General features: G+C 32.2%; 12 protein-coding genes. 5 read left to right on the top strand and 7 right to left on the bottom strand.

All coding sequences use genetic code 11. From position 1 onward, the window contains the following. Window positions 1-102: 102 nt before the first annotated feature. Window positions 103-444, bottom strand: a complete 342-nt coding sequence (locus OA85_RS00310; RefSeq protein ID WP_039109233.1) for a DUF2853 family protein — start codon at window positions 442-444, stop codon at window positions 103-105. Window positions 445-531: 87 nt separating this feature from the next. Continuing rightward, a complete protein-coding gene (gene menD, locus OA85_RS00305) occupies window positions 532-2,193 on the bottom strand; it encodes a 2-succinyl-5-enolpyruvyl-6-hydroxy-3-cyclohexene-1-carboxylic-acid synthase (RefSeq protein WP_039107294.1) in 1,662 nt (553 codons plus the stop codon). Window positions 2,194-2,286: 93 nt separating this feature from the next. Between menD and OA85_RS00300 the strand changes: the two genes are divergently transcribed. The 3 genes from OA85_RS00300 to pip all read left to right on the top strand — a co-directional run bounded on the left by OA85_RS00300 (window position 2,287) and on the right by pip (window position 4,764). Then, a complete protein-coding gene (locus OA85_RS00300) occupies window positions 2,287-2,784 on the top strand; it encodes a GNAT family N-acetyltransferase (RefSeq protein WP_039107292.1) in 498 nt (165 codons plus the stop codon). 91 nt (window positions 2,785-2,875) lie between these two features. Then, the gene (locus OA85_RS00295; protein WP_039107290.1) at window positions 2,876-3,826 is read left to right on the top strand and encodes a tRNA-dihydrouridine synthase; all 951 of its coding nucleotides are present in this window, start codon (window positions 2,876-2,878) and stop codon (window positions 3,824-3,826) included. Window positions 3,827-3,849: 23 nt separating this feature from the next. After that, window positions 3,850-4,764, top strand: a complete 915-nt coding sequence (gene pip, locus OA85_RS00290) for a prolyl aminopeptidase (protein ID WP_039107288.1) — start codon at window positions 3,850-3,852, stop codon at window positions 4,762-4,764. Window positions 4,765-4,822: 58 nt separating this feature from the next. Here pip and OA85_RS00285 read toward each other — a convergent pair whose 3' ends face one another. The 5 genes from OA85_RS00285 to OA85_RS17685 all read right to left on the bottom strand — a co-directional run bounded on the left by OA85_RS00285 (window position 4,823) and on the right by OA85_RS17685 (window position 10,532). After that, window positions 4,823-5,410: a glutathione peroxidase gene (locus tag OA85_RS00285; protein WP_039107285.1), complete on the bottom strand. Its 588-nt coding sequence runs from the start codon at window positions 5,408-5,410 to the stop codon at window positions 4,823-4,825. A 227-nt stretch (window positions 5,411-5,637) separates the two neighbouring features. Further along, a complete protein-coding gene (locus OA85_RS00280; RefSeq protein WP_039107283.1) occupies window positions 5,638-7,851 on the bottom strand; it encodes a TonB-dependent receptor plug domain-containing protein in 2,214 nt (737 codons plus the stop codon). A gap of 9 nt (window positions 7,852-7,860) precedes the next feature. Continuing rightward, window positions 7,861-9,156: a lipopolysaccharide assembly protein LapB gene (locus tag OA85_RS00275; RefSeq protein ID WP_039107280.1), complete on the bottom strand. Its 1,296-nt coding sequence runs from the start codon at window positions 9,154-9,156 to the stop codon at window positions 7,861-7,863. Window positions 9,157-9,303: 147 nt separating this feature from the next. After that, window positions 9,304-9,855 carry a DUF4331 family protein gene (locus tag OA85_RS17690; protein ID WP_039107278.1) on the bottom strand — a complete coding sequence of 184 codons (552 nt, stop codon included), beginning with the start codon at window positions 9,853-9,855 and terminating at the stop codon, window positions 9,304-9,306. A 26-nt stretch (window positions 9,856-9,881) separates the two neighbouring features. After that, on the bottom strand, window positions 9,882-10,532 hold the full coding sequence (locus OA85_RS17685) for a DUF4331 family protein (protein ID WP_039107276.1): 651 nt from the start codon (window positions 10,530-10,532) through the stop codon (window positions 9,882-9,884). 230 nt (window positions 10,533-10,762) lie between these two features. Between OA85_RS17685 and OA85_RS00260 the strand changes: the two genes are divergently transcribed. Beyond that, window positions 10,763-11,293: an RNA polymerase sigma factor gene (locus tag OA85_RS00260; protein WP_039107274.1), complete on the top strand. Its 531-nt coding sequence runs from the start codon at window positions 10,763-10,765 to the stop codon at window positions 11,291-11,293. After that, on the top strand, window positions 11,293-12,081 hold the full coding sequence (locus tag OA85_RS00255; RefSeq protein ID WP_039107272.1) for an anti-sigma factor domain-containing protein: 789 nt from the start codon (window positions 11,293-11,295) through the stop codon (window positions 12,079-12,081). Before OA85_RS00260 ends, OA85_RS00255 begins: the two co-directional genes overlap by 1 nt. Window positions 12,082-12,161: the final 80 nt, after the last annotated feature.

Below are 12,161 nucleotides of genomic sequence, written 5' to 3'. Positions count from 1 at the left end.
AATTTCTAAAGTGCAAAGGTACGAAGTTTGAAAATGGTAAAACGAAAAATCACTTCATAAAAAAAGCGCCAACTAAGGCGCTTTTCATTTTTATATCTATTGTTAATTGTAAACACTCTCTTTTCCAAAATGAACTGCCAATAAATAATATACCACAACTCGGTATTTATTTTTATTGGAACGACCGTATTTTTCCAATACAGCATCAATTCCTGCATCTAAATTAGCACCATCAGCAAGTCCTAATTTCTTAATTAGAAAATTGTTTTTCACGGTATCCAATTCTGATTGTTGACTTCCGGCAACAGTTGCCGAATCGGCATTATAAATTGACGGACCACAACCAATAGTTACTTTTGTCAATAAATCCATATCAGGATTAACGCCACATTTGTCTTTCAAATCAGCAGCATACTTTACAATTAATTCATCTCTTGCACTCATAAATAAAAAATTTAGTATTTGATTATTATTTTTAACAATCTCAAATTTAAACATTTAATCATACGTTTTAACGAATAAATAAAATAATTAAACCAATTCTTTAAAATACTGCAACAAAATTCTATCGTTATCTAATGTTGGCGTAAAAACTTCCAGAATACTTGGTTTTTCATTTTGACTATAAAAAGTATCCAGTTCCTTTACTAAACTCGTTTCATCATTGACAATACTATATTCAAAACCATACATTTTAGCCAAATGTTCTGCAGTAAGACCATGCGATGTTTCGAAGAAAGTATTAAAAACAGGCGTTTCTTCATGACCTGGTAAAATTCTAAAAATCCCGCCACCACCGTTATTTATCAAAATTATTTTGAAATTTTTTGGGATATAATTATTCCACAGAGCATTGCTGTCGTATAAAAATCCAATATCTCCGGTTATGAAAATCGTTTGTTTTTTATTGGCGACAGCCGCACCAATAGCAGTAGAAGTACTTCCGTCGATTCCGCTGGTCCCACGGTTGCAATACACCTCAATCGAAGAATCGATAGCTATTAATTGCGCATAACGAATCGCTGAACTGTTACTGATTTGCAATTGACTATTCTTTGGTAAACTTTGAATTACTTTTTCGAAAACTTTAAAGTCTGAAAATTGAATTTTTGCCAAATAGCTTTCATGTTTTTGCTTTCGCAAAAGTTTCACTGCTTCTAATTTCTCAAAATAATCGCTTTTTACCACTCCCGTTAAAGGTAAAAATGCTTCAAAAAAAGTACTGGGATTCACTTCAAAATGTTTCGTCAATGCATTGAAAGTATCATACGCTCTTAATGTGTCAATATGCCAATGGTGTTTTGGCTTGTATTTTCTCAAAAAAGCCTTGATTCTTTTAGAAACGATCATTCCACCAAAAGTCACCAATATTTCCGGTCGAAAATCCTCAAAATCTTCATTGGTAAAAGGAGTAATTATAGTGTCGATATTGTTTATAAATGAAGGATGATACAAGTTTGACGTAGTTTCGGTCATGACAACAACCGATTCATCTTGAGCCAATGCAGCAATTGTTTTTTCGCTGATTAAATTTGGTTCATTCACACCAACTAAAATCATTTTTTTAGTTGAATTGTTCCAAATATCAACAAACTCCGAAACATTTTCTACTGTGCTCAAAGCATTCAAATTTGCAAAACCATTAACCATGACATCAACCGAAAGTTCTGAAACAGTTTCGTATAATGGCTCTTCAAATGGCGCATTGATATGAACGGGGCCTTTTTTATGCAAGGCCAAATCTATCGCTTCATTTATTTTGAAATCATTTGCTTTTGAAACAACTTCATTTAAATTGGCATTGTATAAGGAATGGTTTACAAACACATTTTCCTGTCTGATGGTTTGTCCGTCGCCAATATCGATTTTGCTTTGTGGTCTGTCCGCAGAGATTACAATTAAAGGAATCTGACTATAAAATGCTTCCGCAAAAGCAGGATAATAATTCAGTAATGCGGAACCCGATGTACAAACCAAAGCTACAGGCTGCAGAGTTTGCTGTGCAATTCCAAGTGCAAAAAAAGCGGCGGAACGTTCATCAGCTATACTGTAACATTGAAAGGCGGGATTACTCACAAAACCAATCGTTAGTGGAGCATTTCGGGAACCTGGGGAAATTATTATGGTGGTGATTCCTTTGGCCAAACAAATTTCAATAATGCTTTGTGCTAAAGGTATTTTGGGGTAAATCATTGTTTTAGTTTCAAAAGAACAAAGATACAAAGTTGCAAAGGTTTTTCTTTAATCTTAAATAGTTTTCTTAAATTTGAACGAAAATACTTTTTAATGGAAATCAAGATAAGACCAGCTGTTTTTGCCGATATTGATACAATACTAGAAATCGTTAATCACGAAATACTTCATAGTACTTCTAATTATGATTATGAGCCACACGATTTTGAAACCCAAAAATTATGGTTTGAAGACAAATTAGAAAAAAATTTACCGGTAATTGTGGCCGAATTTGAAAACGGGGCTATTGGATTTGCAAGCTATGGTCCATTTAGACAAAAAATAGGCTATCAATTCACAGTAGAACATTCCGTTTATGTTGCCCAGGAATTTATAGGAAAAGGTATTGGAAAACAACTATTGGCTGAACTCATTCTATTGGCAAAAGAGCAAGGATATCACGTCATGATGGGCGCTATTGATGCTGATAATTCAGGAAGCATCGCTTTTCATGAAAAGTTTGGTTTCAAAGTGGTGGGTACAATTCGTGAAGTAGGTTTCAAATTTGATCATTGGCTCGATTTGGTTTTTATGCAATTGATTCTAAAATAAATAAGTACTTTTCATTAAACAAAAAAACATAATTGCTCCAGAAAAACCCTAACCATATAAAGAATGGTATATTTGCGCAATTAAAAATTTCATGGACTATACCCTACTTTCATCTCCTTTACAAGGATTTACCGACTTTCGTTTTAGAAATGCCCAAAACAAATTGTTTGGAGGAATCGATACCTATTACTCCCCTTACATCCGTTTAAACGGAAAACTTGTCATTAAACCATCCTATGAAAGAGACCTACTGCCTGAAAATAATATTGGTTTAGAGGTAATTCCACAAGTTATAACAAACGATGCCGAAGAGTTTTTATTTGTAGCCAAATATGTTCGAGAATTGGGATACAAAGAATTAAACTGGAATTTAGGATGTCCATATCCAATGGTTACAAAATCTGGTATGGGTTCCGGTCTTATCAGTAATCCAGAGAAAATTAACAACATTCTTTACAAAGCACATTCTGAATCTGACATTATTGTGTCTATGAAAATGCGTCTGGGATATGAAAATAGCGAAGAAATTCTAGATGTTTTACCCATCTTGGATACGTATCCTATTAAAAATATTGCCATTCATGCTCGCATTGGCAAACAACTGTATAAAGGTGGCGTACATCTTGATGCGTTTCAACAATGCATCGATAACACGATTCACAAACTGTATTACAATGGTGATATCACTTCTGTGGCTAAATTTCATGAAATGCAAGAGCGTTTTCCTTCCATAGACCACTGGATGATTGGACGAGGATTAATTTCCGATCCCTTTTTACCAAGTATGATAAAAAACAATACTATGGAATATCCTGCAAATAAAATGGAATTATTCAGTGCTTTTCATGACACTTTATATGCCATATATAGTGAATCCTTATCTGGATCAGCCCATATTTTATTGAAGATGTATCATTTATGGGAATACTTTTCTGCTACGTTTTCAAATCCACATAAAGTATTAAAACAAATAAAAAAAGCGCAGAGTATTAGAAATTATGAAGCGGCTGTTGCAGCAATTTTCAAAAATGAGAAAATTTAATTTTTTATTTTAAAAATAAACAATTGGAACAAAATTATATTATCGAAAAAGGATATTTACAAGTTAGTGATCTTCATAAAATATATTATGAAGTTTGCGGGAATATAAATGGAGAACCTTATTTATTTGTTCATGGTGGTCCGGGCGCTGGGTTTTCTGAAAATGATAAAAGATTTTTTAATTTTGATAAACAAAAAGTAATCTTCTTTGACCAAAGAGGATCATCTAAAAGCATACCGTTTGGTTGCATAAAAGAGAATACCACCCAAGACTTAGTTGAAGACATTAACAAACTTCTAGACCATCTAAGTATCGAAAAAATTAGCGTTTTTGGAGGTTCCTGGGGGACAACCCTAAGCCTTATATTTGCTATTCAAAATCCTACAAAAGTTAAAAATTTATTACTGAGAGGCATATTTCTAGGAAACCTTAACTCAATAGAACATTATATTAATGGTGGTATAAAAAACGATTTTCCTGACGTATGGAATCGGTTTAAAAATAATGTCCCATTAGATCATCAAAAGAAAATAGCAGAATATTATCTTGATAAAATGCTCAATGGAACTGAGGAAGATAAAGAATTTTATTCTTATGAATGGGCATTTTATGAAATCTCTATTTTCAAACAAGGTCTGACTGTAAATGAAGTTCATGCTATTATATCCCAATTTCCTTATCAGTCACTATCAATAATGGAAGCTTATTATTTAACTAATCATTGTTTTATTGAAGAAGACTTTATCCTCCAAAATACTAATAAATTAAACAATATCCCTGTAACTATAATACATGGTGAAAATGATAATATCTGTCCGTTAATTTATGCTCAGGAATTACATAAAAGATTAGATAGTTCAATTTTATATATTGAAAAAGGTGGACATTCTGATACCGAACCAGAAATTGAAAATAGAATCATTCAAGTTTTAAAATAAACAAAAAAGCGATTTTCAGTTTCCAGAAAATCGCTTTTTTATTATGCCTTATAACTAACTAAGCTTTAATCCAATCTACGATTGAAGCATCAGTTGGTAACGTTTTTGGAGAGATCACTTTTTCCAATTCTCCTTTTTCGTTGATTAAGTATTTTTGAAAATTCCATTCCACTTGTGAATCTTGCAAACCATTTTTTGATTTTTGAGTCAAAAACTGATATACTGCACACATATCATCTCCTTTTACTGAAACTTTGTCCATCATAGGAAAAGTCACACCATAATTCAATTGACAAAAAGTTGCAATTTCTTCATTAGTTCCTGGTTCCTGTGAAGCAAAATTATTGGCTGGAAATCCTACAATAACAAAACCTTTATCCTTGTATTCTTTATAGATCGCTTCAAGATCTTTGTATTGAGGAGTCAAACCACATTTTGAAGCGGTATTCACAATCATTACTTTTTTACCTTTCAAAGATGCAAAATCAAAAATATTTCCTGATAAATCTTCTACTTTAAATTGATAAATGGTTTCCTTGGCCATAGCAGTATTACTTTTATTTAATTTTGTTTTTTTAGTTTGTGCCTGGTTTTGACAACTAAAAAGAAATAGAATAGTACACGTTAAGAATAATAGGTTTTTCATAAATAGATAATATTTGTTTTTTATTTGAATATGGAATTTGCATATCGATATCAGTATTTTACCGTATTTCAATTATGCTGATTTTGAAATTATATTTTTTATAAAATTATAACAATTAATTGTTGCTTAAAAATTTATTTTGGTTAAACACAAGTTAAAAAAGAAGCCTGATATCAAACAAAATACCAGGCTTCCAAACAAAACAAACTAATCTTGATTATAGTAAGCTAAAATGTATATGTAATTTTCCCCTTCATGAAGAAAGGTGTTCCTGGTGTAAAATGGATTTCTTCTACACTTGTTGGCTCATTTTTTAATCTTGATTCAGTAGCAAACTGGGTTTCATTCCATTTGGTATTGAATAAATTATCAACTGCTATTCCGAAAGAAATACTTTTAAGTTTGTAATTGATATTGAAATCAGAAACAAAATAGCCTTTGGCAACTAAAGAATTATCTTCATTTGCTGGACGGCTTTTTAAATAACGGTAGTGAATTCCACCTGAAAAACCATTTAAATTCTGAAAACTTAAACCGCCGGTAGAAGTAAAATCAGGTGCTAACGGAATGTAATCTTGTCCTTTTGGCTCATCAATACTTCGGGCGTAAGTATAATTAGCATCTGTATCCAAATAAAACCAATCGTTCAGTTGATACCGCAATCCTAAATCAAATCCCATACGTTTTGATTTTCCGCTTGGTTCAATAATTCCAGCATCACCCACATAAACGAACTCTTGTTCCAAATACAAATACCATAAAGCCGAATTGACAATTAACTTTGGAAATGGTTTCCAAATCGTACCAATATCGGTTCCTATTGCTGTAGGTAAAATTTGTTTACCACTATTTTGAACCACAACGCGAGTATCATTTGAATGAAATCCTATTCCTGATTTTATATAAAACTGCAAATTGTTATTTTGCGAATAAATAAAATTCAGTTTTGGCGAAATTTTCACTTTACTTTCTGTTTGCGTATTATAATCAGTAGTCAATTTATCTCGGTAATTAAATTTAAAATAATCCAATCGCACTGCGGGATTAATCATTAATTTTCCAAAACTGAATTCTGAATTCACATACGAGAATAAATTAGACTCATCAATATCCCCTAATTTAATTTGCTGCAAAGTAGTAGTTCTATTTAAAGTATGTGAAAGCTCTGTATCCTTTGTAGCATCCGCACGAAAACCTATTCCATACTGCATCAATACATTTACATCATTAAGCTTGGTTTTCTTATTCAATTCAGCATTCATTCCATAAATCGTTCTATTTTCTTTCTGTCTAATTTGATCTCCATTAATAGGATCGTAAAGAAAGAAAGTAAAGTTAGAATACAATTCGAAATCATATTTTGAATAAAATGCATTGGCTTTTACGAATGTATTTTCATCAATTGGTTTACTCAAGGATGCATTTATATTTGATCTTGATGTACTTCCTCCTTCTGTATCATCCACTGAACCAAATCTTGATATTGTTCCGTTATCAACCAATCGTTGTGGTATTTGACCAGAAGCATCCCAACGACTAGAAAAACGAGAGGCTGAAACGGAAAACTTACTATTATCTGCTAAAATAGCTGAATATTTACCCAACAGATTGATCCTATTAAAATTTTGGGGGGAATCGAATGGACCATCTGTCAGGATATATTCCGTTGCAATGTAAGCACTTTGTGTTTTTTGGTTTCCCAAAAGATTAAATAATCCTACTGTTCTTAGCGTATTGAATTGCCCTACTTCTAGACCAATACTACTTTTTTCAATTTTATCTTTAGTTTGGAAAGCAACGTATCCTGCCGTAGCAAAATCCCCTTTGCTGGCATAATACGTTCCTTTTCCAAAATCTATTTTTTCCACTGTTTCCGGAATCACAAAATGTAAATCGGCATAGCCTTGCCCATGCGCATGAGAAACCATATTTACTGGCATTCCATCTACTGAAATGGCAATATCAGTTCCATGGTCAATATCAAAACCTCTCAAAAACAGTTGCTCTGCCTTTCCACCACCGGCATGTTGTCCGATGAACAAACCAGGTACTTTTCGTAAAATTTCCTGAGAAGAATTTACGGGAGTTGTTTGCAAATCAATTTTCGAAATCACATTCATCGCCGAAAGTTTTGCTTGAATTACAATCTCATTCAGTCTAAAAATATCATCCTCTAAAACAATTCTAAATTCAGAACCAGAAAATGTATAATTCATTTTTTTAAACCCAAGTGCATTTACTTTCAAAACATTTCCTGCAGCCGTTTTATCAATACTGAACATCCCAAATTCATTAGTATGCGCATGACTTCCAGAACTTATATTATTGATGTATGCATTTTCTACTGCATTTCCATCACTATCAACTACTATTCCTTTTTGAATTTGGGCATAGGTAGTTAAACCCAAAAGAGTTATCAGGATTACAAAAAAATTCTTCATTTTGATACTTTATAATTGATTTACCTTTTTCTCTAAATTTGGTCCCAATTCATACAAGCTGGAAAGCAATTCTTCTTTGATAGGCTTCGTTTTTTTAGCTAAATTATTAGATTTATAAATCATTGCCAAGTGGTATTGCACTTTAGGTTCAAATGATTGTCCAACGACATGTTTTTGTGCAATTTCCAATGCTTTTTTATTTTCACCTAAATTCAAATACGACCATGCCAATAAATCATAGGAATCAGGAGTTGGTCTGTGGTCTATTTCTATTTTTGCAATTTCCAATGCTTCTGAAGCTGTCTGTTTATCATCAGCATAAATTAAAACGTTGTATTTGTTATACATCGCACCATAATTGTTTTTTTGCAACATAGCGAAATAGGCATTTCTATTACTGATTTCTTCTTTTTTATTTCCTTCAAATTGGGCTATTTGAGATTTCAACAAATAAAAATCAGGTGTATTGTGCGTCACTTCAATCGCTTCAACAATTCTTTTTGCTTCGACTGTGTTTCGTTCATGAGAGAATACAATCCAGGCAATTCCTTTTAAAGCATACGAATAATTAGGATCTATTGCCAATGTTTTTAAATAGCTGTCATATGATTCTTGGATTCTTCCCGCATGACCATAAAAATCACCTAAGTTAGAATACGACCATATTTTAAGCACTTTATTATCTTCTTTCTCCGCAATATCTCTTGCTTTTTCCATGAAAGTTATAGCCGTTTTCAAGTCGCCTTTGTGATCATTCCATTTTGCCAAACGAATGAGATAATCATAATCTTTCATATCTCGCATGGCATTCAAATTGCGTACGGCTTCGGGAAAATTTCCCAATTCCATTTGAACATCAAAGAGTAATTTTTGTGTTTCTTTCAAGCCTTCTCCTATCGAAAAAGCTTTATTTGCTAATACTAATGCTTCTTTAAAACGATGTTGCGCAATATAATTTCTTGCCAAAGATCGAATGGTAGAAACTCTTGAATAATCATAAGCTTCATTCGATTTTGTTAACAGCTCTTCTGTTTTATATAGATTTTTAATATCGCCGGTATATTCAAAAAGAGTCGCATAATTAGATGCTATCATGCTTAAATAACTAATTTGATTAGGAGCTGCATCGAATTTTTTTTGCCAGAAATCAATTTCGTTATTCGCAAAAATCAATGATTTATTTCCTTTTACATTCAGATATTTATTATAATCTGAAGTATTGGTAATTTGACTTGGTTTTTTCTCGCAACTAAAAAGAGATAGGATTGTAAAAACCAATAATGGAATTATTTTTAAAGTTTTCATAATCTGTTTTGTTTGTTTGTTTGTTTGTTTGTTTGTTTGTTTGTTTGTTTGTTTGTTTGTTTGTTTGTTTGTTTGTTTGTTTGTTTTGAAAAGAAAAAAAACAGAGTTGAAACTAAATATATCAAACTCTGTTTTTTTTATAAATTATTACCAGGCTGTTGCCAAATAAGGGAAAGAAACTCCAAATGCTTTATCGTTTGCATCTACGTGATCAGAAGTAAGTCCTGCATTTGAAGTTCCCATTGGTCCTCCAAAAATCAATAACAATTCCACATCAATAACATCATCTGCCAAAGCTCTACCTGTAAGAACATTAGTTCCATCAAAAAATGTTGTTTTTTTAGTTTTATCAACATTTAATACATCAGTAGCTAAAAGACCTGTTAACTGAGGTGCAGTTTGTCCTAAAGCATTTACAGTGTAACCTGAATTTAAAGCTAATAATCTAGATTGAAAAATAGATTGGTATTTAGCGCCCATCATTGATGGAATAGCAGCATTGAATTCATCTTTCGGTGCTCCCGATGCAATAAATACAGTGTTTATTGCTGGTCTGGCCATTTGATCTTGTTGAACAAAAGTTCCTGAAAAATCAAGACTTGCCACAGGATCTGTTGTCGAATCATTATTATCACAATTTACTGAAACAACTGCACAAACTACTGCTACAGCTATTAATTTGAATTTATTAGATTTCATGTCTTTACGTTTTAAAATAAAATTAGTTATTGTTTTTTCTTAGTTTCAGCCCATACATTCAAAGTACTTGAAGTACCTAGCATTGCTTTTGGAACTTCAACTACTAATGAAAGTACATTTGTTCCTGCAAAAGTGTCTGTACCCGGATTTTTGAATCCAGAAGCAGTTCCACCAAGGATTGCTTTGAATTGACCTAAGTCAAAAAAGAAAGGATCATCTCTTGGTCCTGCGAAAAATTTCATTCCGTTTTTCTCTGCAATTAAAGGAGTTGAACCATAAGTAGAAATAGTTACACTTCCTGAAGCAGCTTCTTTTTTAATAGTGCTTGAAGTTCCAGTAGCGGTTGGAGCGTAAGGACCAAAGAAATACATCTTGTCATCTCTTTTGATGGCTTGAATAACTAAATCCTCAACATTGTCACCTGTGTTATCAATATTGATTTCAATCATAACATTTTCATTAAATGTTGCCGCGGCTGTAGCATTAGGACTTAACAATCCTTGTGTGTTTACTGCAAATGCAAGATTATTTGTATCTTGTCCCTGAAAAGTGTACACATCAGTAATATCTGCTGCATTACCTGTTACTGCTGGAGCATCAACGTGATCAGCAGCTACTAAAATTAAGCCCGAAACCGCAACTAGCGATAGGCCTAATATCATTTTTGTTTTTTTCATTTTGTTTAAAATTAAAAGGTTATAAAAGCATTTACGGGTTTGTATTCGCTTTGGTTTTAAAAATCATAAAAAAAAATCAACATATTTGCTAAATTTTTGATTTTCAGTAATTTAAATACTTAAATAAAATACAATTATTTTTATTTTAAATTTATTTTAAAGTAGCTATTCATAAAATTTGCCAATTGTAAATAAGAATGTATAAGTTTGTAAAAGCAAAATAAAAATATATGACTCAAGATGAATTGTTAGTATTAATTTATAAGAAAGACGAAAAGGCATTCACACATCTTTATGATATGTATTCAAAAAGTTTGTTTGCAGTAATCAATGTTCTTGTAAAAAATAGAGAAGAAGCCGAAGATGTGCTTCAAGATGTATTTGTCAAAATCTGGAAAAATATTGATTCCTACCATGAAAGCAAAGGGCGTTTCTATACTTGGATTCTAAATATTGCCCGAAATACATCTATTGATAAGCTACGTTCTAAAAATTTTAATAACAGTCAAAAAAACCTTTCTTCAGATAATTTCGTACATCTATTTGACGACAGTAACAAACTGGTCAATAAAATTGATAGCATTGGGATTCAAGAGTTTGTAAAAAAGCTAAAACCTAAATGTATTCAAATAATAGATTTACTGTTTTTTAAAGGGTATACCCAACAAGAAGCTTCGGAGGAATTGGAAATTCCTTTGGGAACCGTTAAAACTCATAATCGAAACTGTATTAATGATTTAAGAAATTATTTGAAAGTATAATGGAAGCAAAAGAATATATAGAATCAGGTATTTTAGAACTCTACGTTTATGGTCAACTCACTGAAACCGAAAATGAAGAAGTGAATACCATGGCAAAAAATAATCCAGAAATAAACGATGAAATTATTGCTATAGAAAAGGCTATTGTAGCATTATCTTCCAGCTTTTCACCGTTCCATTCTGTGGCGAATTACGAAAAAATAAAATCCAAACTAGAGCTTAAACACGCTACTAAAGTAATCGAATTGGAACCAACAAGAAATTGGTCTCAATACATTGGTTGGGCAGCAGCAATTCTATTATTAGCAGGCATTGGTTACCAATACAATCAGTTGGATCAAACCAATACACAAGTAGTAAATGCCGAAGTGGAGAAAGCAAAAATGGAAAAAGATTTGAATGCTTTACAATTAAAAAATAAAGCAAGCGAAACCAGTTTAGCTGTTGTAAGAGATGCAAACAATACCGTTGTAGCACTTGGCGGACAAGCAGTGGCACCACAATCCTCTGCAAAAGTATATTGGAATAAAGAAACCAAAGTGGTTTATGTAGATGCCGCAGGATTACCAGAACCACCAGAAGGAATGGTATACCAAGTATGGGCATTAAAATTGAACCCGTTAACCCCTACAAGTATTGGACTATTGGAAAATTTTAAGGTTAATGATCAAAAAATGTTTGCTGTGGATAATGCAACTGATGCAGAAGCTTTTGGTATCACACTCGAACCTAAAGGCGGAAGTTTAACTCCTACAATGGAACAATTATATACATTAGGAAAAGTGTAAAGAGCACTTTTTCTACTGAAAATAAAAAAGGTTCAACCCAAAGTTGAACCTTTTTTTATGGAGAGAATTATTTTAAAAAG

It is taken from the genome of Flavobacterium sp. AED, assembly GCF_000812945.1.
Taxonomy (GTDB): Bacteria; Bacteroidota; Bacteroidia; order Flavobacteriales; family Flavobacteriaceae; genus Flavobacterium.
The sequence above is the reverse complement of the archived record's forward strand: the minus strand, read 5'-3'. Positions and strand labels throughout refer to the sequence as shown.

What these genes read in the sequence shown, in the direction of transcription:
- OA85_RS00310 (WP_039109233.1), bottom strand. Translation starts at nt 444, where the DNA reads ATGAGTGCAAGAGATGAATTAATTGTAAAGTATGCTGCTGATTTGAAA.
- menD (WP_039107294.1), bottom strand. Translation starts at nt 2,193, where the DNA reads ATGATTTACCCCAAAATACCTTTAGCACAAAGCATTATTGAAATTTGT.
- OA85_RS00300 (WP_039107292.1), top strand. Translation starts at nt 2,287, where the DNA reads ATGGAAATCAAGATAAGACCAGCTGTTTTTGCCGATATTGATACAATA.
- OA85_RS00295 (WP_039107290.1), top strand. Translation starts at nt 2,876, where the DNA reads ATGGACTATACCCTACTTTCATCTCCTTTACAAGGATTTACCGACTTT.
- OA85_RS00285 (WP_039107285.1), bottom strand. Translation starts at nt 5,410, where the DNA reads ATGAAAAACCTATTATTCTTAACGTGTACTATTCTATTTCTTTTTAGT.
- OA85_RS00280 (WP_039107283.1), bottom strand. Translation starts at nt 7,851, where the DNA reads ATGAAGAATTTTTTTGTAATCCTGATAACTCTTTTGGGTTTAACTACC.
- OA85_RS00275 (WP_039107280.1), bottom strand. Translation starts at nt 9,156, where the DNA reads ATGAAAACTTTAAAAATAATTCCATTATTGGTTTTTACAATCCTATCT.
- OA85_RS17690 (WP_039107278.1), bottom strand. Translation starts at nt 9,855, where the DNA reads ATGAAATCTAATAAATTCAAATTAATAGCTGTAGCAGTAGTTTGTGCA.
- OA85_RS17685 (WP_039107276.1), bottom strand. Translation starts at nt 10,532, where the DNA reads ATGAAAAAAACAAAAATGATATTAGGCCTATCGCTAGTTGCGGTTTCG.
- OA85_RS00260 (WP_039107274.1), top strand. Translation starts at nt 10,763, where the DNA reads ATGACTCAAGATGAATTGTTAGTATTAATTTATAAGAAAGACGAAAAG.
- OA85_RS00255 (WP_039107272.1), top strand. Translation starts at nt 11,293, where the DNA reads ATGGAAGCAAAAGAATATATAGAATCAGGTATTTTAGAACTCTACGTT.